Origin of the sequence: Psychrobacter sp. HII-4, from assembly GCF_904846595.1 — a bacterium.
Lineage (GTDB): Bacteria > Pseudomonadota > Gammaproteobacteria > Pseudomonadales > Moraxellaceae > Psychrobacter > Psychrobacter celer.
In genome coordinates, this window is the sequence record NZ_CAJHBJ010000003.1 from 33,752 (window position 1) to 54,907 (window position 21,156).

General features: G+C 47.9%; 21 protein-coding genes. 9 read left to right on the top strand and 12 right to left on the bottom strand.

Features of this window, described 5'->3' with window-relative positions; genetic code table 11:
- The first annotated feature begins 29 nt into the window (after window positions 1-29).
- The 3 genes from rplU (at window position 30) to lolA (ending at window position 1,896) form a co-directional block, all read left to right on the top strand.
- Complete coding sequence (gene rplU / locus JMX98_RS02945) at window positions 30-341, top strand: 50S ribosomal protein L21 (protein ID WP_075100626.1); 312 nt, start codon at window positions 30-32, stop codon at window positions 339-341.
- A 92-nt stretch (window positions 342-433) separates the two neighbouring features.
- Window positions 434-691, top strand: coding sequence for a 50S ribosomal protein L27 (rpmA, locus tag JMX98_RS02950; RefSeq protein WP_075100627.1), 258 nt, complete (start codon window positions 434-436; stop codon window positions 689-691).
- Between the two features lie 518 nt (window positions 692-1,209).
- A complete protein-coding gene (gene lolA, locus JMX98_RS02955; RefSeq protein ID WP_201584601.1) occupies window positions 1,210-1,896 on the top strand; it encodes an outer membrane lipoprotein chaperone LolA in 687 nt (228 codons plus the stop codon).
- A gap of 81 nt (window positions 1,897-1,977) precedes the next feature.
- Here lolA and scpB read toward each other — a convergent pair whose 3' ends face one another.
- From scpB to mrdA, 8 genes are all read right to left on the bottom strand, one after another.
- The gene (gene scpB / locus JMX98_RS02960; protein ID WP_201584604.1) at window positions 1,978-2,544 is read right to left on the bottom strand and encodes an SMC-Scp complex subunit ScpB; all 567 of its coding nucleotides are present in this window, start codon (window positions 2,542-2,544) and stop codon (window positions 1,978-1,980) included.
- Between the two features lie 25 nt (window positions 2,545-2,569).
- On the bottom strand, window positions 2,570-3,487 hold the full coding sequence (locus JMX98_RS02965) for a segregation and condensation protein A (RefSeq protein WP_227679999.1): 918 nt from the start codon (window positions 3,485-3,487) through the stop codon (window positions 2,570-2,572).
- 45 nt (window positions 3,488-3,532) lie between these two features.
- A complete protein-coding gene (locus JMX98_RS02970; protein WP_201584607.1) occupies window positions 3,533-4,600 on the bottom strand; it encodes a tryptophan--tRNA ligase in 1,068 nt (355 codons plus the stop codon).
- Between the two features lie 320 nt (window positions 4,601-4,920).
- Window positions 4,921-6,030 carry a lipid A biosynthesis acyltransferase gene (locus tag JMX98_RS02975; protein ID WP_201584610.1) on the bottom strand — a complete coding sequence of 370 codons (1,110 nt, stop codon included), beginning with the start codon at window positions 6,028-6,030 and terminating at the stop codon, window positions 4,921-4,923.
- A 235-nt stretch (window positions 6,031-6,265) separates the two neighbouring features.
- The gene (gene rpsI / locus JMX98_RS02980) at window positions 6,266-6,652 is read right to left on the bottom strand and encodes a 30S ribosomal protein S9 (protein ID WP_075100631.1); all 387 of its coding nucleotides are present in this window, start codon (window positions 6,650-6,652) and stop codon (window positions 6,266-6,268) included.
- A gap of 10 nt (window positions 6,653-6,662) precedes the next feature.
- Window positions 6,663-7,091 carry a 50S ribosomal protein L13 gene (gene rplM / locus JMX98_RS02985; protein ID WP_075100632.1) on the bottom strand — a complete coding sequence of 143 codons (429 nt, stop codon included), beginning with the start codon at window positions 7,089-7,091 and terminating at the stop codon, window positions 6,663-6,665.
- Window positions 7,092-7,352: 261 nt separating this feature from the next.
- A complete protein-coding gene (gene rsmD, locus JMX98_RS02990) occupies window positions 7,353-8,057 on the bottom strand; it encodes a 16S rRNA (guanine(966)-N(2))-methyltransferase RsmD (protein ID WP_201584613.1) in 705 nt (234 codons plus the stop codon).
- Between the two features lie 57 nt (window positions 8,058-8,114).
- Window positions 8,115-10,082 carry a penicillin-binding protein 2 gene (mrdA, locus tag JMX98_RS02995; protein WP_201584616.1) on the bottom strand — a complete coding sequence of 656 codons (1,968 nt, stop codon included), beginning with the start codon at window positions 10,080-10,082 and terminating at the stop codon, window positions 8,115-8,117.
- Window positions 10,083-10,656: 574 nt separating this feature from the next.
- Between mrdA and JMX98_RS03000 the strand changes: the two genes are divergently transcribed.
- The 6 genes from JMX98_RS03000 to adk all read left to right on the top strand — a co-directional run bounded on the left by JMX98_RS03000 (window position 10,657) and on the right by adk (window position 17,642).
- Window positions 10,657-11,991, top strand: a complete 1,335-nt coding sequence (locus tag JMX98_RS03000) for a hypothetical protein (RefSeq protein ID WP_201584619.1) — start codon at window positions 10,657-10,659, stop codon at window positions 11,989-11,991.
- A 236-nt stretch (window positions 11,992-12,227) separates the two neighbouring features.
- Window positions 12,228-14,255, top strand: coding sequence for a heme lyase CcmF/NrfE family subunit (locus JMX98_RS03005; RefSeq protein WP_201584622.1), 2,028 nt, complete (start codon window positions 12,228-12,230; stop codon window positions 14,253-14,255).
- Between the two features lie 4 nt (window positions 14,256-14,259).
- Window positions 14,260-14,919 (top strand): DsbE family thiol:disulfide interchange protein, encoded by a 660-nt coding sequence (locus JMX98_RS03010; protein WP_201584625.1) that lies wholly within the window; start codon window positions 14,260-14,262, stop codon window positions 14,917-14,919.
- Entirely contained in the window at window positions 14,916-15,479 is a 564-nt protein-coding gene (locus JMX98_RS03015; RefSeq protein WP_413786504.1) for a cytochrome c-type biogenesis protein, read from the top strand. The genes JMX98_RS03010 and JMX98_RS03015 overlap by 4 nt, the downstream gene beginning before the upstream one ends.
- Window positions 15,476-16,756 carry a c-type cytochrome biogenesis protein CcmI gene (gene ccmI / locus JMX98_RS03020; RefSeq protein WP_201584628.1) on the top strand — a complete coding sequence of 427 codons (1,281 nt, stop codon included), beginning with the start codon at window positions 15,476-15,478 and terminating at the stop codon, window positions 16,754-16,756. Before JMX98_RS03015 ends, ccmI begins: the two co-directional genes overlap by 4 nt.
- Window positions 16,757-16,988: 232 nt before the next feature.
- The gene (adk, locus tag JMX98_RS03025) at window positions 16,989-17,642 is read left to right on the top strand and encodes an adenylate kinase (protein WP_172953130.1); all 654 of its coding nucleotides are present in this window, start codon (window positions 16,989-16,991) and stop codon (window positions 17,640-17,642) included.
- Between the two features lie 205 nt (window positions 17,643-17,847).
- Here the strand turns inward: adk and secB are convergent, their stop codons facing one another.
- From secB to rsgA, 4 genes are all read right to left on the bottom strand, one after another.
- Complete coding sequence (gene secB / locus JMX98_RS03030) at window positions 17,848-18,300, bottom strand: protein-export chaperone SecB (RefSeq protein WP_075100642.1); 453 nt, start codon at window positions 18,298-18,300, stop codon at window positions 17,848-17,850.
- Between the two features lie 260 nt (window positions 18,301-18,560).
- A complete protein-coding gene (gene grxC / locus JMX98_RS03035; RefSeq protein ID WP_075100643.1) occupies window positions 18,561-18,824 on the bottom strand; it encodes a glutaredoxin 3 in 264 nt (87 codons plus the stop codon).
- Between the two features lie 488 nt (window positions 18,825-19,312).
- The gene (locus JMX98_RS03040) at window positions 19,313-19,768 is read right to left on the bottom strand and encodes a rhodanese-like domain-containing protein (RefSeq protein ID WP_093068718.1); all 456 of its coding nucleotides are present in this window, start codon (window positions 19,766-19,768) and stop codon (window positions 19,313-19,315) included.
- Between the two features lie 150 nt (window positions 19,769-19,918).
- The gene (gene rsgA / locus JMX98_RS03045) at window positions 19,919-21,022 is read right to left on the bottom strand and encodes a ribosome small subunit-dependent GTPase A (RefSeq protein WP_201584631.1); all 1,104 of its coding nucleotides are present in this window, start codon (window positions 21,020-21,022) and stop codon (window positions 19,919-19,921) included.
- Between the last annotated feature and the right edge of the window lie 134 nt (window positions 21,023-21,156).

Sequence of the window (21,156 nt, forward strand, 5' to 3'; positions counted from 1 at the left end):
ACGGCACACGGGTTAAACGGAGTCATACAATGTACGCAGTAATCAAAACTGGTGGTAAGCAGCACCGCGTTGTCGTCGATGAGCTTTTAAAAGTTGAGCTACTAAAAGCAGAAAAAGGCGAGACAATCAAACTAGAAGACGTGTTGATGGTTGTTGACGGCGATAACGTCAAAATCGGTCAGCCTGTTGTTGAAGGCGCTAGCGTAGAAGTTGAAGTGGTTGAGCATGGTCGCGGCGAAAAAATCCGTATCATCAAGCACAACCGTCGTAAGCACTATCACAAAGAGCAAGGTCACCGCCAATGGTACACCTTGTTAAAAATCAAAGCCATTAATGCCTAATTCCCTATTTAGCGATTATCGCTAAACTAGCGCACTAAATGCTTAAGAGTTATCGCATTGGCGGTAAGTCACATTAACAAGGAGATTTTCTCATGGCACATAAAAAAGCTGCCGGTTCGACTCGTAACGGTCGTGATTCAAATCCAAAAATGCTCGGCGTAAAAATCTTTGGTGGCCAAGCTATCACAGCTGGTAACATCATCGTACGTCAACGTGGTACAGAGTTCCACGCAGGCGAAGGCGTTGGCATGGGTCGTGACCATACTTTATTTGCCCTAAATGACGGCGTTGTAAAGTTTGCGACCAAAGGTAAGTTCAACCGTCGTTATGTATCGGTTGAAAGCGCATAATTCATGGCCTATAACGGCTTAGCAATGATGCGACGTCATTTTATTTATCTTTCATTTGTATAAAATGACGACAAAAAAGCTTCTACTGTCTGAGGGCAGTAGGGGCTTTTTTTATGCCAGTCATTTCTCACGAACGTTATTGAGCGTTTTGAGCTAAGTGTTTTGTTGGGCGCTTTGTATCAGCCATTATCTGCCAGCTTACGAGTTTAAAAGACGGCTATTGGCCTATTAGACGACCGGTTTGGAAGGAATCTAAAAAATTTGCCCAATCACGCGCCATAGGGCAGTGCGTTTGGTTTATGATGTACAGTCGCCGCGCGTCAATCAGTTACAAGCGTGTATGGCAGCCGTAGTAAAGATTGCAAACGATGACTAGGCGTGTAATAAAAAAACTGGCACACTGTCTGCATTGTTTACTCACGTTGATTTTTTGGCGCGAGATAAGCATTTATTGAAAAAACAATTTTAATGAAGACATTTTATTTTTATGCGATTTGCATGTTGAGAGAGGAATGAGTATGACGTTATCTAGCAAACCAACCACTTTAACACAAAAACTGATGAGCAGTGCGTTGACAGGCGTATTGATGACATCACTCGGCGTGGCTGCTCCTATGATGGCGATCAGCCAATCAGCAACCGCCGCCCCCGCGGACAATTTAATGGCCGCTAAGCGCTTAAATAAGCTTTTGGCAAACACCAAAAGTATGACCGCAAACTTTAGCCAAACAACCAAAGGCGCCAATAGTGGCACCTTCACAGGTACGATGAGCGTACAGCGTCCCAATAATTTTCGCTGGGAAACCAAATCCCCATCGCAGCAGCTTATCGTGGCCAACGGCAACTCGATGTGGGTCTATGATAAAGACTTAGAGCAAGCGACCAAACAAAATGTCGATAGCCAAGTAGGCAACACGCCAGCGTTATTGCTGTCGGGTGATCCCAGTAAAATTGATAAAAACTTCAAAATCACCCAGCCTTATGATAATAAAAACTACTACGTGCTTTATCCAAAAGCTGATAGTGCGAGCTTTAAGAGCCTGTCGATGAGCTTTAGCGGCGGCAAGCCTGTGATGATGGTGCTCAATGACAGTTTGGGTCAGACTACTTCTATCAAGTTTAGCAATATCAAGCTAAACCCGAGTATTGGTAGTAGCCAGTTTAAATTCACCCCGCCAAAGGGTGTGGACGTCATAAATCAGTAAGTTTAGGCCTCGAAACAAACGACTATGTATAAAAAAAGGACAAGCCTTGCGTGGTTTGTCCTTTTTTATGGCAGCAAGACTCTAGGACATCGCTTGGATAGCTTCCATATCTGGCATAGGCGGCAGTTCATCCAAATGTGTTAGCCCAAATGCGTCCAAAAACTGCGGTGTGGTATGCAGCAGTGCAGGGCGCCCTAAGGTGTCTTTATAGCCTTCCTCGACGATCCAGCCTTTATCAAACAGTTGGCGCAAGATGTTACTCGATAGCGTCACGCCGCGGACATGCTCGATATCGCTACGGGTCACAGGCTGCTTATAGGCGATGACGCTTAGAGTCTCAAGCAGGGCTTGGCTTAGGCGCTCTTGGCGCTGCGGAAACACACGCTGAATGAGCGCGCTATAGTCGTCAGAGATTTGTAGCCGATAACCACTGGCGGTCTTGTACAGCCTAAGCACGCCGCTGGCTAAGCGTAATTGTAACCGCTCTAGCGCTTGGGTCAGCTCTTCGACCGTTAACGACAGCTGTTTTTTTAAGACCGTCTCAGTAAGAGGTGTCTCTGATGCGTGCAACAGCACTTCGATATGCTTACTCATCGTCTCTAAATAATCGTCCGTCTGTGTTGGCGATTGGTGCTGGTTGTCTGTCATTGCATATATTCTCTACTAAAAACTATTAAGCCAGCCACTGTAGCGTTAGTTGTCCTATGTGGTCGTTTTCTGCAGCCTCTTTATCAGCATCAGTACCAGCATCGTTAGGACGGCTTTCTAAATCGGTATTTACAACGCCAACCAGCTGCCGTTTTATCAGCTCCAGTACGGCAACGAAGCTGACCACCACACCGATCTTACCTTGGGTTTTGTCCAGCAGCTCATAAAATGAGCGCGCGCCATCTGTGCTTAGCTGACGGCTGATGCTGGCGATGCGATCAGACAGCGGCACGGCATCGACTTTGATGGTGTGCATCTGATAATCAGGCTGCAACTGCATCTTAAACAAACTATCGATCAACAGAGTTGGTGAATAGCTAGGTAATTCGGCGCTCATCACTTCGGTGCTGGGCATGCTGACCATCGCCAAAAACACATCGCGCTCAAGACGCACCAGATTGTCCAAGCGTTGACTGACCGCCTTGATCTGTGCGTATTCTTCAAGGCGCTCGATCAGCTCTGCCTTTGGGTCACGCTCATCGCTTGGCACCTCAGGCGTGGGCAGCAGCAGTTCAGACTTGATCGCAATCAATGTGGATGCCATCAGTAAGTAATCGCCCGCCAGCTCAAAATGCTCGGTATCTAGCTCACTGATATAAGCCAGATACTGCTCTGTGATAGGCAAGATGGGCATTTGCGTGAGATCGACGTTGTTTTTTTTGACCAGATACAATAAAAAATCAAGTGGCCCGGCAAATTGCTCAAGCCAAATGGCAAAGGCCCCAGGCGGCACGTACAGATCATCGGGCAGATGTTGTACGGGCGTTTGATAGATACGTAGCGGTATTTGGCTGATAGCGGTGCTGTCTTTTTTGTCAGGCGTGCTAGCAGACAAAGCCGCTTTATCTAAAGCGGCTGATTGTTTGGTCGTTGAGGTTTGCATGTTTAGCACCTGTCCTGATGGCGACGTACTTTGCCACGTAAGGCGCTATTTAAGTTTGGCAAGTGGACGTATTCCAATAGCACGGCGCGCCTTGTCTAACTGTTTGCGGCTATGGCGACGCGCTTTGTTAGCCCCCATTTGTAAGATTTCTTCAAGCTCTTTGGGGTTGGCCATCAGCTCCTCATAACGCGCGCGAAATGGCGCAATCTCACTATTTATTTTATCAAACAATGCCTGCTTGGCATCACCCCAGCCGATACCAGCGGCATACTGTGCGCGCATATCCGCGATTTCTTCAGCAGTGGCAAAGGCTTTGTAAATCTCAAAAAGTGCTGAGTCATCAGGGTCTTTTGGCTCATCCGGCAATTGCGAGTTGGTGACGATTTTCATGATGGCTTTGTGCATTTGCTTTTCAGCGCTGACTTGCGGATTGGGCTCACCGAATAGAGGAATGGTGTTGCTATAGCTTTTGCTCATCTTACGACCATCAAGCCCTGTCAGCAGAGGGATGTCTTCATCAACGACCGCTGAGGGGAGGGTAAAGAGCGGTTTATAGCGATGGTTAAAGGTGCCAGCGATGTCACGCGCCATCTCGATGTGCTGTACTTGGTCACGGCCTACAGGGACGTGGGTGGCGTTGAACATCAAGATGTCCGCCGCCATGAGCACAGGATAGCCAAACAGCCCCATGTTGATGCCTTGGTCTGGATCGACATCTGCCTTTTCCATATTAATATCGACGGCAGCTTTATAGGCATGGGCACGGTTCATCAGACCTTTGGCGCATGAGCAGTTCAAAATCCAAGCCAGCTCTGGTATCTCAGGCACATCCGACTGACGATAAAAAGTCACGCGCTCAGGGTCAAGACCACAAGCAATCCACGTCGCAGCAATGATTTTGGTTGACTCATGGATGACGGCAGGATCGTAGCAGCCGATGATGCCGTGGTAGTCAGCCAAAAAGAAAAACGCTTCATCGTCGCTATTTTGGATCGACTCAATCGCTGGACGAATGGCACCGACATAGTTACCTAGATGCGGGATACCTGTTGGTTTGATGCCAGTGAGGATGCGTTTGTGTTCTTTATTAGGGGCGTCAGTTTGATTAGTCATGAAAAATCCGTGGTTGGTTTACTTTTTAATTTATTAGAGTGCTATTAGGGCGTGTCCTCAATTCAATCGATAGCCATCTAAATGGGCTAAAAACGGCTAAATCTGGCCAAACGGTGTCAAATAGCTGACGAATATCTTGATATTATCTGCGCTATTTTCCTTGTTTGGCGGCAATTTATCTCATTTTTATCGCCATTTTTAAAATGAGGACAGGCCCTAGTGTTTTTACTTAAGTAAAAGAGTGGTATTGACGTCAACGACTCAATTTGATGGCGCAAATTATAACAAATTTACCTACTGCTTTGTTTGGGTATCAATGTCTACTTATAAATATCTGTACGACCATCAGGGCCGTTTTTGAAGCGGCGATGGAACCACATCCACTGAGTCGGATCAATACGAATCAGTCCTTCTAATATCTCATTGACACGTGTTGCATCAGCCACCTCATCATTACTAGGATAGTTTTCCAGCGCTGGGGTAATGGTCAGGTGATAATGAGGACGTTTGCCTCGCGGTAGGTTATCAGGCGTTTGCCGATAGGTATGCAGTGCCATGAGGGCAGGTGGATGCTGTTTGTCACCCAGTTTTGCCATACGTCTGGCGGCGGTAATGGTGGCCGCTGGTACACCAAAAAACGGTGCCATCACCCCTTGTTTGAGGCCATAATCCTGATCGGGTGAGTACCAAATCACGTGTCCGGCTTTGATTGAGGTGACTAGGCTGCGCATATCGCGGCTAGAGATTTGCTTACCAAAGATATTGGTGCGACCATTGTAGATAAACCAATCGAGCAATGGATTGTTTTGAGGTCGATACATACAATCGGCGGCAAAAAACTGCGTACAGAGTAAACCGCCCAAATCCAGCATCGTATAGTGCGCGCCCAGTAAAATTACCGCGCGCCCTTCGTTTTGGGCGTTGACTAAGTGCTGCAAACCCGATATCGATACCGTACGGGTAAATACATTAGGACGGAACCAAGCACATAAGGTCTCAAACACACCGATGCCCTGATTGACAAACACTTGCTTTGCCATCAGCTCGCGCTCAGCTTCTGGTTTTTCTGGAAAGGCCAGCCTAAGGTTTATCAGCGTATCACGCCGACGCGAGCCTGCTACGGTATAAACCAAAATACCTAGCTTACGGCCCAACCAAAACTGCCAACGTAGTGGCAGATATATCATCGGTAATATAAAAAAGAATAATAGCCAAATGCCCCAGTATTTGGGCAACAAAAACTGCCATTCAAAAGGCTTTTTTTCTGCTTGTGCGGTGCGTTTGTGGTTTTGTGTGATGGTCGGCGTACCGGCAGGGATGGCCGGTGATTTGCTGTTGTTTTTGGCCGTATGGTTAGGCGACGCAGGGCGTGAGCCTGATACATCAGTCTTTGGGTGCTTGCTGGGGTCGTATTGTTCTGGCGCTTTCATAATAAGGATGAGGTAATAAAAGTTACTATCATGATGGGGTAGTGCTGAATACTTTGCAAGGTGGTTTTTGCGTGTAGCAGGTTTTTGTAGAATAGTCTTAGAAAAACAGCCATAAAAAAACCTTATAAGCTGTGACCAGCTTATAAGGTTTTGCAAATCTACTCTGTGGCTTAATGCGAATAGGACTGTTTTGAGATAAAGCGGCCAATCGCAAAAAGATAAGAGATAGCTTTGATTAACGTTTTGAGAATTGTGGACGTTTACGTGCTTTACGTAGACCCAATTTCTTACGTTCGACTTGACGTGAGTCACGAGTAACAAAACCAGCTGATTTTAGAGCAGGCTTTAATGTTTCGTCAGCTTCGATCAATGCACGCGTGATGCCGTGGCGGATTGCGCCCGCTTGACCACTGATACCACCGCCTGCAACGGTTACGTATAGATCGTATTCGTTAGCAGAGTCTAGTAACTCTAGTGGCTGACGAACGACCATGCGTGAAGTTTCACGGCTGAAGTATTCATCAAGTGGTTTGCCGTTAACAACGATAGCACCAGTACCTTTCGCTAAAAAGACACGAGCAGTAGACGTCTTGCGGCGACCAGTTCCGTAATTGCGTTCCATAAGTGACTCCTTAGATGTCTAGTTCTTTAGGTTGCTGTGCAGTATGTGGATGTTCTTCCCCGGCATATAGCTTTAGCTTCTTAATCATCGCATAGCCAAGAGGACCTTTTGGAAGCATACCCTTAACAGCTTTGTATAGAACATCTTCAGGCTTATGTGCAATCAGCTTGGTGAAGTTGGTTTCTTTGATACCACCTGGGTAGCCACTGTGACGATAGTACTTTTTATCTTGTGCTTTTTTACCCGTTACCGCGATTTTTTCTGCGTTGATGACAACGATAAAGTCACCAGTATCTACGTGCGGAGTATAAGAAGTTTTATGCTTGCCACGTAAGCGAGTAGCAATTTGAGTGGCTAAGCGACCAAGAGTTTTGCCGTCAGCATCTACGACATACCAGTCATGGGTCACTTCAGCTGGTTTTGCACTAAGTGTTTTCATGATAAAACCTTAAAATTAGAATTCGTTGAGAGTTTAGCTGGGAACGGGGCTCTCAAAAAACAGACTGCACATTATAAGCAGTAGCGCCTACGCTTGCAAGCTGCATTGGGGTTTATTTTTGCCTTTATGCATCAAACTGCAGCGTTTGGCCAGTTTTTAAGCGGTTTTAGACATTTTGTAGGTGTTGCGTGACTTTGCTAAAAGCGAGCAGGCAAAGAAAAGCGATTTGCTCATCACTCACTTTTTGCAAGCACGCTGTAATTATGACGGTGCCAGCCGATAAAGTCCAGCGACAACTTGGCCAACTTTGGTTTGTTTTAGACAATCAAAGCTGATGCTTGTTGGTTCTGTCTGCGCCGCGCCGGTCGTTGATTGGCTAAGGTGGTCGGCCAATTGCTGCAATTGATCCTCTAGTGCTTTGTCTGCCTCAAGATATAGCAGCGTGTCGCTTGTGATCAACGACTGCTCGATGAGTGTCGTCAAGATAGGCTGCCATAAGTCCTGCGCATACGGCGGATCGATAAAGACGATATCAAAGTGACGTTGCAATGTTTGAGTGTGCGTCAGGACGTGTTCGGCGGTACCTTGGATAATCTGATAACGATGAGTCTCTAAGCGTAGCTGCGTGGCGCTTTGCTCAAGTAAGCGGCATTGGGCAGGATTTGGCTCGATAAAGGTAGTGTGCGCGGCGCCGCGGGACAGTGCTTCAAAACCCAACACCCCACTGCCTGCACAGCTGTCGAGCACATAAGCGCCGTGTATATCAGCCAGTAACCAGTTGAATAGTGTCTCGCGCAGGCGGTCGGGCGTTGGACGCAAGCCTTCGGCGTCGACGAATCGGACGATACGGCGCTTGTGTTCTCCACCGATGATGCGGACATCTCCGGCAGAGCTACTCTTTTCCAGATGGCTGGTTTTGGGTGTGCGGTTTTTAGCGGCGCGTCTGCTTGAGGGTTTTTTTGTCATGGCTTGGGTTACCGTGTCTGGTCATGGTCTTTATTTTGCTTATTATTCCTATGTATCCTATTGTGCCGCTGCATTGGCAGTTTGCTCAGCTTGTGCGTTTTCTTCTTTATCACGCAGCGCATCACGCATGGCTTTGTCAAACGCTTTTTGACGTTTAATGGCTTTTAGTTCGTCTGCTGTCGGTGGCAAGATAGGGTCATCGTGCCGCTGCAGTACCCAATAATCAAAGAGCGCGCGGCCAATTGGGGCGGCAACGGTACTACCGCCGCCACCGTTTTCGACCAGCACCGCCAGCGCGATTTGTGGGTCATCGACAGGGGCAAAGCCACTAAACCACGCGTGGTCCCAGTGGCGCTTATCGAGTGCAGACTTATCATAGCGTTTGCCTTGGGCGATGGACTTGACCTGGGCGGTACCCGTCTTGCCTGCGATGCGATATTTGGAGGTATAAATACGGCGTCCGGTACCATTTTTTATCACGCTCTCCATCGCGTCATGCATGCGTAGCCAGTCTGAGGGCTTGCCATTGTAGTCGATTTTGCCATCCGGTTTGCTGATGATCTTTACATCCGCTGCGCCGTCGCTACTTTTGAGTAGATGCGGGGTGATATGTTGCCCTTTACTGGCCGTCATGGCGGTGGCGTTGGCTACCTGTAGCGGCGTCGCCAAAAAATACCCTTGACCGATACTGACTGAGATGGTTTCACCCGGTAGCCAGTCTTTATCATAAGTTTCTTTTTTCCACTTCGGCGATGGCATGATACCTGAACGCTCATGCGGCAAGTCAATACCCGTCTGCTCTCCAAAACCAAAGCGCACCATCCAGTCATGCAGGCGCTGAATACCCATCTCATAGGCGAGTTTATAGTAATAAGTGTCCACCGACATCACCACCGATTTTTTGAGGTCGACTGAGCCATGACCACCGCGTTTCCAGTCACGAAAACGGTGACTGTCGCCTGGCAAGCTAAAATACCCTGGGTCATAGATAGAGGTCTCCCACTCCCGTAGGCCATAATGCAGCGCGCCCAAGCCTTCAAAGGGCTTGATGGTAGAGGCAGGGGGATACATGCCCTGCAGCGCACGGTTGTACAGCGGCTGATCTGGGTCATCACGCAGGTCGCCATAATCTTTAAAGGAGATACCAGAGATAAAGGGATTGGGATCGTAGCTTGGGTTACTCACAAACGCCAGTACGTCGCCTGTTTTGGGGTCAATAGCCACAATGGCACCGCGGCGGCCATCTAGCTGCTGCTGGGCGACTTTTTGTAGGCCATAATCCAAGCTCAAAGTGATGTCGTTACCCGCGATCGGTGGTTTGGTGTCTAGTTGGCGGATGATATTGCCGTGTGCGTCGGTCTCAACCGATTGATAGCCTGGCTGCCCTAAGAGGATATCTTCATAATAATCTTCGATACCGATTTTACCGATGAGGTCAGTGCCTGCATAACGATCCTTGTCGATACGCTTGGTTTCTTTATCATTGATACGGCCAACATAGCCAATGACATGGGCAAATAGCTCATCATAAGGGTAGGAGCGGGTCAGCTTACTCCGAATCGTCACGCCCCGAAAAAACGGTTTACGCTCGCTAAACTGCGCCACCTGCGCTTCGGTTAGGTCAATCTTGATGGTGACTGGATCGTTTTTGGCTTTATTCAGACGCGCCAAAATATCGGTGACGTCCGTCTCTGTCAGATCAAAAATAGGCGCCAGCAAGTTTAAGGTGCGCTCAGGGTTTTCGACCTCATCAGGGCTGAGCATCGCGGTAAAGACAGGTTGATTGTCCGCCAAGATAATGCCGTTGCGATCATAGATATAGCCGCGGCTTGGCGGCGCTGAGATCAGCTTGATACGGTTATTGTCCGCTTGCGTCGTATATTTATCATGTGCATAGACCTGCAGATAGCCATAACGCAGTATCAGACCACCCAAGCCTAGAAGTATAATAGCGCCAAAGATGATAATGCGATTGGTAAAAATACGATTGACCTGTTCGGTATTGGGAGTCAGCGGTTTATTCATAAAAATCAAAGCCCAAACGGTCAGCGAGTCAATAAAGCTGAGTCAGAAAAACATGGATAACAAAAAACAAGCAAACAAATAGACAGGTTTGCCAAAGCGCGGTAAGAATAAAGGATAATGCAAAGGGTTTCAATCACATAGATGGTCTTTGCTCAAAAAGACATCTTAGCAACTGACTGGCTGATATCTTATGCGGTTGGTGGACAAATTATAACAGAAGCCATGCACGGGCGCAGTACTCGTCAGCGTGTTTGTCACGATTATCTGCTATCAGGCGCTATCTGGCCGACCACCATCATCAGGTCCATATAAAGTGAATATCAGTAGACACGATCTAAAGGGCGCGATTGCTATGTTGGATGGGCTTATCAGCGCTGGCAGTGGCTCACCGTTATTTGTCAGATGAGTCACAACTTGCGCGCTGCGACGTGTGCTAATAAATGGCAAGTATGCTAAAATCAGGCAATTTGTTTTATAGTCGTTATGATGGCCGCGCGTCTTTTTGCCGCGCTCGAAGTTTGCTAACGCTCATTTACTAGCACCGACAATCAACCTGTCAGGAACCAGATAAGTCATGGACGTAACTTCATTGTGGCAGACAATCGCTGAGCATCCAGAGTTTTTTGCCATGCTAACCATTCCGCCGGTGACCGCTTTTGTCACTTGGGCACACGTGTGGATGGCGCTCAAAATGCTGTTTTATCCGATTAAGTTTTGGGGTATTCGTATCCCAAACTTTCCGTTTTTTGGTTTGCCAGGTATTGGCTGGCAGGGTATCGTGCCGCGTAAAGCCGGTAAGATATCGGGTGTTATCGTCGATCAGACATTATCAAAGCTTGGGTCGCTTGATGAATTTTTTCAGGCGATGGAGCCTGAGCAGATGGCGGTCTTTATCACGGAGACGGTCGATAAAAACCTTGAGGTGTTGATTGATGAGATTATGCTCGATCATTCGCCAGCCTTATGGGGCAACTTGCCATATGCTGTCAAGCGCCGCGTCTATGCCCAAGCGCACAAAGAGCTGCCAAGCATCATGCAGTCCTTGGTGACGGATTTGACGTACCATGTCGAAGATCTCGTCGATATGCGTCAGATGATTGTCAATAAAATGGAGAGTGATCGCCGCTTGATGGTCAATATGTTTTTGAAAGTTGGCCAAAAAGAGATAGATTTTATCTGGCATATCAGTGCTTTGATTGGGCTGGTCTTTGGTATTATCCAGATGTTTATCTTTTTGGTGGTGCCGCAGCATTGGACCGTACCGTTTTTTGCGGCGATTTGGGGCTTTTTGACCAATTGGATTGCGATTTGGATGGTGTTTAATCCCGTTGAGCCGCGTTTTATACCTTATGTGAAGTTTTTTACAGTTCGGCGCCGCTTTCCGTTTATTCAGCCGCAAATGCCGCACATTGCCCAGTACCGTTTGCAGGGCGGTTTTATGAAGCGGCAAGAAGAGGTCTCTGAGGTGTTTGCTGAGATTGTGGTGCGAGACTTGGTGACGTTAGAAAACATCATGAATGAGATGATGTATGGCGCGCGCGCGCCGCAGACGCGTGACTTGATGAAGTCGCATTTGTATCAGGTGTTAGAGTCGCCTGTGATCAGTACCACATTGCGTGTCGGGCTGGGCCGCCGTGAGTATGGTCAGCTAAAAAACACCATTATTGATAAGTCAATCGTGGCCACGATGGTGCCGCTGCGTGACCCTGAGCTCAATGAGAGCCGTGCCAGTAAAATATTTGGGATGTTTCGCGATCGGATTCGGGCGCTGACGCCAAGTGAGTTTCAAAACCTGCTGCGTCCTGCCTTTAAAGAGGACGAGATGACGCTGATCATCCTTGGTGGTTTGACAGGGTTTTTGGCAGGCTGGCTGCATTTGGTCTTGGTGTTTTTTCCTTCAGTACAGTGATCTGTCATGGGCGCATCGCTGAGTATAAGTATAAATAGCAGATACGTTTTTTGTATCAATGGTTCCCATTGATACATCACGACAATAGTAGCGAGTTTTACAGCTTCTATAGCCATTAAAACCGCCGTTTTTAACCGTAAACTATGACCGCATAAAGGACTATTTCGTGTTTGCCAGTGGCCAAAAGGCTATTGGCGAATCCTTAATTGTATCCAAGGTAAACAAGGTTAGACCGTATGTTAATCACAGAATTGGGTTATTTTGCCTTGCTGGCCGCCTTTATATTGGCGATTTTGCAGGTGGTATTACCAACCGTTGGCGTCATGCGCGATCACGTTGCTTGGCAGCGTCTCGCGCCCAGTCTCGCGTGGGCACAGTTTGCTGCCATGATTTTTTCATTTGTTGCATTGATGGCAGGCTTTTATTTCAATGACTTTAGTCTCGTCTATGTCACGCAGCACTCTAATACTTTGTTGCCTTGGTACTATAAACTCTCGGCGACATGGGGCGGACACGAAGGCTCACTCTTGTTGTGGATGACCATCATGGCCACGTGGTGTGCATTGGTCTCCTACTTTAGCCGTGGCTTGCCGTTGTCGATGCGCGCGCGGGTACTCGTGATATTGGCCGGTGTGCAGGTCATGATGCTAGCGATGCTGATTTTTACCTCGTCGCCATTTGATCGTACCTTGCCCAATCTGCCCGTAGATGGGGTAGATCTCAACCCACTTTTGCAGGATTTTGGGCTGATCATTCACCCACCGATGCTGTATATGGGCTATGTGGGCTTAGCGGTGCCATTTGCTTTTTGTATGGCGGCATTGTGGGAAGGGCGTTTGGATGCAGTATGGACACGTTGGTCGCGTCCATGGGCGCTAGCGGCTTGGGGGTTTTTGACCGTTGGTATCGCTCTTGGCTCTTGGTGGGCGTATTATGAGCTTGGCTGGGGCGGCTGGTGGTTTTGGGATCCTGTAGAAAACGCCTCACTCATGCCGTGGCTGGCTGGTACGGCTTTGCTGCATTCGCTGGCGGTGACCGAAAAACGCGGGGTCTTTAAGGCTTGGACGATCATGCTGGCTATTTTTGCCTTTGCGCTGAGCTTGCTTGGTACTTTTTTGGTGCGCTCAGGGGTGATTACCTCCGTGCACTCATTTGCTGCCGACCCCACGCGCGGGCTGGTGGTTTTGATGATTCTTGGTATCGTTGTGGGCGGCGGCCTGTTGATGTTTGCGGTGCGCGGTTGGCGCTTGACGGTTGAGAGTCAGTATCAGCTGATCTCACGAGAGTCGTTTTTGGTGATTAACAACGTTATTATTTTAATTGCTACCTTGGTGGTATTGCTGGGTACGCTATATCCGATTATCGCTGACTCCTTTAACTTCGGTCAGGTCTCTGTCGGCCCTCCGTACTTCAACGCGCTGTTTGTGCCACTGACGTGGCTGCTGCTCATCGCGATGGGTATGGGCTCAAACATTCGCTGGAAAAAAGACAGCCGTCCGCTCTTGGGCGCTGGCATGGTGATTGCCGCAAGTAGTCTGGTACTGGCTGCGATTATCACCTACTTTGCTAGCCCCTCTGCCATGCTCAATATTGGCGTGACATTGGCGATTAGTTTTTGGGTGTTGTTTTGGATGGTCGTTGATTTCAAGGATAAAACCAAAAACGCCCCGAGTCGTCTACAGGGGCTGCGCCAGCTGCGTCTGAGCTATTGGGGGCAACAAACCGCGCATATTGGTGTCATCATTGCTGTCATTGGTGTGGCCTTTACCAGCACGCTCAGCATCGAACGTGATGTGGCACTAGGGCCAAACGAGAGCGTCCATGTCCAAGGCTATGACTTTACGGTTAAGGACTTTCGCGAAGTCAAAGGCAGCAACTTTGATGCTACTCAAGCTGAAGTATTGGTCAGCAAAGATGGGCGCGATGTCACAACTTTGTATCCTGAAAAACGTAACTATATCATCAGTATGATGCCAATGACCGAAGCTGCCGTTGATGCTAGCCTCATGCGTGACGTCTATGTGGCGCTTGGTGAGCCTATCGCCGCTGACAGTAACGAATGGGCAATTCGTATCTATGTGAAGCCACTGATTCGCTGGATATGGCTAGGCGCAATCATCATGGCGTTAGGTGCGCTGCTCAGTATGCTTGATAAGCGTTATCGTTTTAATAAGGACAAGACACCTGCGCAAGTCGCTGCCAAAAAATCAGGCTTTGCCACGGTTGCCGACTTGGACACACCAGCACCAAAGAGAGGGGCGTAAACACATGAGCTCATCCAATCATTCCTCTGAAAATAGCACCCAAAAAACCTCTGTACAGGGGTCTAAAACCATGAACAAAAAGCAGCTAAAAGTATGGTTCTTGATTCCGCTGATTGTGTTTATCGGCTTACTCGTTATGCTGTATATGCGTCTGGGTAAGCCCACAGATATCGTGACCAATACGGCGCTTGAGCGTCCGGTGCCGCCTTTTGAGTTGCCATTATTGTCAGACACCAGCCGTATCATGACCAACGACAATTTGCCCGATCAGCCGTTTTTGCTCAACGTTTGGGGCTCTTGGTGTCCCACTTGTATTATCGAGCATCCTTTTTTGATGCAGCTAGAGGAGCGCGGTGTCAACTTGGTGGGCGTCAACTACAAAGACGATATCGGTGATGCGCTCAGCTATCTCAACCGCGGCGGCGATCCGTTTTTGATGTCTATTCAAGATTTATCTGGTCAATTTGCTTTGGATTTGGGGTTGACCGGTGCGCCTGAGACCTTTGTGGTCGATGGGAAGGGTGTTATTCGCCAGCATATTATTGGGGAGGTAAACGAGAGCAATTGGCAAAGCCGTATCACCCCTTGTCTTATGGTGCTCAATGACGCCAATGATAAAAACATCAGCCCAGATCCAGCTCAAGTTGCGGAGGCATGTAAATGATGGCCAATCACTTATCTACCCTGATACTGAAGCTAGCAGGCGTTGTCCTAGCGTGCTTGCTCAGTAGCGTAAGTTACGCGGCGATAGAGGTATATGATTTTGACTCTGTACAACAAGAAGCCCAATACCGAGGGCTAATCGAAGAGCTGCGTTGCCCGAAATGTCAAAACCAAAACTTGGCCGGCTCTGATGCACCGATCGCTCAAGATTTAAAGCAAAAAACCTACGATATGGTAAAAGACGGTCGTAGTGATGGTGAGATTCGCGCTTATATGCAAGAGCGCTACGGCGATTTTATCAGCTACAAGCCACCTGTACGTCCATCGACATGGATTTTATGGTTTTTTCCGCCATTGCTACTGATTGTATTATTGATAGGGTGGTTTTGGCAAAGCCGTCGCCGTCAGCTGGTAGCGAGCGGTCAGAGTAGAGTGACGGTAGATAATACCGCCTCGGAGCTGACTGTCGCCGAAAAAGCCGAACTTGATCGTCTGCTATCGCGTGCCAATAGCGCCGATAATGACGCTCATGACACCACAAGCCCCGAGGACAAAAAATGACCATATTCTCTACTGCTGGCTTATTTATTGCTCTAAGCTTACTGATTGCCTTACTCCTTGCTGTTATTGCCATCATGCCATGGCTGCGCGCCACGCGTACATCAGGCACTTCTGTGGACAACCAGCTACTAGATATCAACGTGGCGGTGTTTCGCGAGCGTCTGGCAGAGCTAAAAACAGACAAAGACAGTGGCACCATCGATGATGCTCACTACCAAAACCAAAAGCTCGAGCTTGAGCGGCAACTATTGGATGCCCAGCGTGAAGTCACGCCGATGGTCACCCCTGGTATCAAAAGCCGCCTGATCCTCATGGTTTGGGTACCTGTATTGGCTGCGCTGGCGTATTTGATGGTGGGTGACCGAACGCCTGTGTTTGAGCTGTGGACGGCCGAAGACAAGGTCGGAAAAGTCGCTGATGACTTGTTGACTGGCAAAATCGATCAGCCACCTGTATGGGCAATCGAAAACGGCCAGCAGCTTATCAGTGCGATGCAGACCAATGTCTATCGTCATGCTGATGACCCCAATCGCTGGATGCGTTTATCTGAGCTGTTTTTGTCATTAGAAGCGACAGACTCGGCGCTAGAGGCATTATCACGTGCTTATCGCTTATCGCCTGATAACGAGGAGATTGCGACGACCTATGCACAGATCAACTTCTTTGCCAATAAAGGCCAACTAGACGCCACCAGTCGCCGCGTCTTGCAGGACGTGCTGGCCAAAAACCCACGCCACGAAGGCGCGCAAATGCTGATGGCCATGGGTGAGGCGCGTAGTAATAACTTTGAGGAGGCGCAAGGCTGGATTAAACGTCTGCGGAGCAGTATCGCAGCCAAACCTGGCGACCATACAAAAGCCTTAGCCAGCCTAGATGAGCTCAGCGCCAATGTCAGCGCGCAGCAGCAGCAAGCCTCAGAAGGGGTAGAGGTAAGCATTAGAATCAGCGCCAGCCTGTTGCCACTTGTCAAGGCAGACGATGTACTTTTTGTGGCGATACGTGATGTCAACGGTGGACCGCCATTTGCCGCCAAGCGCTTACCGATCAGCGTGATCAAACAAGGCGAGGCCACTATCAGTCTAAGCGATCTCGATGCGATGATGCCTGAACGCACCTTGCAATCGGCGCGTGCAGACAAGGTACAGCTGGCAGTGATCGCTCGTATCAGTCATAGCGGCACCGCGACGGCTGAGTCAGGCGACTTGTCTGGCAACCCTGTGGTCATTAGTGCCGATCAAAATCAGGTCAATGTTGAAATCAATCAACAAATTCCCTAGTATTTATAACGGTTGTTAGTAGCGACTACTACCCACTCAGTAAGCGCGCTGTCGTCGTCACAGCAGCGCGCAACTGCATTATATGAACAGAGAAGTCATTGCGACTTTTTACTGCAGATAGTGAAAATACTTGAGCTTTGTCAAGCCACAAGGTAAGGTAGCTTAGCAACCAACCAATCCCTAAGTATTTATTAGTCCCAAAATCCTACCTATTAAGGAGAGTCGTGTAATGATGCGTATTATTTTGCTAGGTCCACCAGGCGCCGGTAAAGGTACCCAAGCCCAGTTTATTTCTAAAGAGTATGATATTCCGCAGATCTCGACTGGCGATATGTTGCGAGCAGCAATCAAAGAAGGCAGTGAGCTTGGCAAACAAGCCAAAGACATTATGAATGCTGGTGGTTTGGTATCTGACGACCTTATCATTAACCTAGTGAAAGAACGTATCGCCAAGCCTGACTGTGCCAATGGTTGTATCTTAGATGGTTTTCCACGTACGATTCCACAAGCGCAAGCGCTGGCTGATGCGGATGTTGCAATCGACCATGTCATCGAAATCAGCGTACCTGATGACGAAATCGTCAAGCGTTTGTCTGGCCGTCGCCAGCACCCAGGCTCAGGCCGTGTTTACCACGTCGATCACAATCCGCCAAAGGTCGAAGGTATCGATGATGTAACGGGTGAAGCGCTGATCCAGCGTGAGGACGATCAAGAGTCGACCATTCGTGATCGTCTAGCGACGTATCATCAGCAAACCTCAGCGCTGGTAGATTTTTATCAAAACAAAGCGGCTGAAGGTGGTGATGCGCCGAACTACGATAAGTTTGACGGCACGCAAGCGATTGATGATGTCAAACAACAAATCTTAACGGCGCTAAAGGGGTAATCTTGTTATAAGATAACCGATGCCGTGATTGAAAGCCCTGTTTCTTAGCAGGGTTTTTTTGTGGCTGATAAGCATTCATATAGCCATGCCCGTACAACCCTGCCCCCACACAACCATACTCATAAAAAAACCGCTTACCTATGATAAGTAAGCGGCTTTTAATACGCATTTTGCACAACAGCTTTCTGCTTTAGCAGCTTACTGCTTATGCATTACCTTGCGCATCAACTTGTGCTTGCTGCTGGCTTTGTGCGTAGGCTTGGTCAAAGTTTACAGGAGCGAGCAGTAACTGCGGGAAGCTACCACGTGTGACGATGTCGCTGATGACTTCGCGTGCATAGGGGAATAGCACATTTGGGCAATAAGCGCCTAGAATTTGACCAATTTGGTCTTCTGGAATGTCTTTTAATAAGAAAATACCCGCTTGATGCACCTCAGCGATAAATGCAGCTTCGCCTGCATTTTTTGCAGTCACGCTGACGGTCAAGACGATTTGATAATGATCGTCGTCTAGCTTTTCTGCGTTGCTAGAGAGATTGATGTCAAGCTCTGGGTTCCACTCTTTGGTAAATACGCTCGCGCCTGGCACCTCAAGTGACATGTCTTTTACATAAATGCGCTCTAGTGCCAATTGTGGTTGTGCTTGTTCTTCAGCCATGATAATTCCTCTAAAATTAGATCAAATGATTGGGCAAGTTATGATTAAAAATACTATGATTAAAAACACTATGATTAAAAATACTATAACAAAAGCTTCGTCATAAAAGCCTTATGGTAATAGTAGCCAAGATTGAATCAAAAAGACCAATCTCGCCGTTTTATCACACGCATTGCATAACACCGTGTTTTATTTTGCCGCTGCTTATCATTACACAGCTGATGACAAACCGCAAAACAAGGTTGCAAAAAACTTGTAAATTAACCAGCCAATAGCTCGTCAAGCTTGCCTTGTTGGTTCAGTTGATTGAGCTCATCGAAACCGCCGACAAAGGTATCACCCACAAAAATTTGTGGCACGGTGCGATAGTTATTGGTCTTTTGCATCAACGCGCGGCGCTCTTCGCTCGTCATATCGTGCATACCGATTTCTTCATAATCGACGCCTTTGGTTTTTAGTAGTTGTTTGGCGTTAGAGCAGTACGGGCAGATAGGCGTGGTATAAACTTTGACAGATACAGTCATGATAAATCCTTATTGGTCAGTATGGTCGTCAGTAATGACTTTATTATAAAAAACTACGCATAAAAAATATGAATAAAAAGTGGAATGCTTAACAGACCCTAGTGATTATAAAAAATACGATAAAAAATCATGTGATAAAAATGATGATTATCAGTTACTCACAAGTAAACGTGCGAGGTATTGGGTCGGGCTTATTAGTACAGTGGGGATGTGTCAGGCAAATTCAAGCGGGATGGGCCAAAAAGGCGCTGCAGCGATATAACTATAATCGATTCTAAATAAAAAAGTCATGTGTTTATTAACCAGCAAGGCCGCTAAAATTTTACTTGCGTGCTGCGTTCCCAGAGGCTGCGCAACCTATGTTTAAAAATAGCATCCCAGTAGCGCTATATTCTTTTTAGAGTGCATCGACTATATACCACATAAAAAAAGACACCTAAATGAGGTGTCTTTTTGATGGTTACTGATACTAAATAATGCAGCACCAGCTATTTGTGCAATGACGGCTTGGCCTTGCCTTTGGTTTTTGACTTAGCATCTTTTAGACCAACGAGTGGCATACCAGCTGCCTGCCAGCCGCCAATGCCACCTTCTAAGCGATAAACGTCATCTTTGCCAATCATTTGAATGGCTGCGCCTGCCTGTACGCCCATGTCGCAGATGATGACCACTGGCTGCTGGATGGCGCGGATTTCTTCTAGGCGATCTTTTAGCTCAGTAAAAGGTATGTTGCGGCTGCCTTGAATATAGCCGGTCAAAAATTTCTTTTTGGCGCGAATATCGATCAGCTGCGCGTTTTGCGAGTTCACCATCATACCAAGCGTGTTGGGCGATATTTTTCTACCACTACGTTTGTTTTCGATGGTAAAAAACAGTACAGCAAGTACGGCTAATATACCAAACAAAAACGGGTGGTTGCCCACAAATTCTAGCGCACGATCCAAACCATACCTCCAAAAAATAAGTGTTCTATTAAGCCCAGAAGATAGCTCAATGATTTTGAACAAGGCGCTATTATACCGATTAGGTCATCTATAGTAAATGTATGATGAGCAACCTACGTTTTAATAATGCTGATTTGATACATAGCGTTGTTAATAGGGCTTGGTATCAGCCTCTTCGCTCAAGGTCACCAGGTTTTCGACTCGGCGCTGTAGCACATCACCATCAGCTACCGCTTGCCATAACGCACAGCCTTTGCTGTTATGAGTATGTTTGCAATCACGAAACTTACAGTCACCGGCAAGCGGCGCAAGCTCAATAAAACCTGAAATAATATCGTCAGGATCTAAATGCCAGATACCATATTCGCGAATACCAGGCGTATCGACGATGCCGCCTTGGGTAAGATCGTCTGGATTAAACGGCAATAAACGACTGGTGGTGGTGGTATGCTGGCCAAGTTTCGAGTTTTCGGAGATGACGTTGACCATTTGCCCTGACTCAGGCAACAGCGCATTGATAAGACTGCTTTTACCGACGCCAGATTGTCCAGCAAAAATCACCAGCTTTTTATCTATATGACGCTTGAGCTCATCAAGACCTGTTTGGGCGTCGCTAGCGGCGATGTTTTCAGGACAGTCAACCGACGTCAGTACGCTCTCGTAACCAAGGGCCGCGTATTGAGTCAAAAGCTCTCTGGTATCGACGCCGTCTTCTTGCGCGAGTAGGTCGGCTTTGTTCAATACCAATAGCGGCTTGACGCCCGCGTGATGACAGACCACCAAATAGCGATCGATCAGGGACGCCGCCGCCGCTGGTAGTGGCGCAAACACGATCGCCAAGATATCGATATTGGCAGCGACAGGTTTGAGCTTATGATACCGATCTGGGCGTGAGACAAGAGAGGTACGCGGTTTGACCGACTCGATCCGGCCAAAGCCGGTATTGGGGTCAGCTGTCCAGCGTACGTGGTCGCCTGCCGCCAGCATAGGCAGGTTAGTACGCACATGACAGCGCCATATATCGCCCAACTCCAGCGCTTGCCAAAATGGCTCAGGATCATCAGGCGCAATCTCTGGCTGCACCGGTAGCACCGCAGGCAAGCTGGTGATTTGTACCTCTAGCTGCTTGCCATAATGCGCCATGACCACGCCATCCATCAAACTGTCATCGAGGCTGTCTTGACTGTCGAGCTGCTGTTTGTCAATGCGACGAATCTGTTGTTTAGTCAGTTTGCGTTGCCGTATTAATGCCATGGTTTTGACCTATTATAAAAATATTGCTAAGTGTAGCGTGAAAATTTGCTAACATACAGCCTAAACCGTCTGTGGCAGATAGTGGTTTTGTAATATCAGGGCTGATTTGGCACTGTTAAATCCCATGCCCTCAT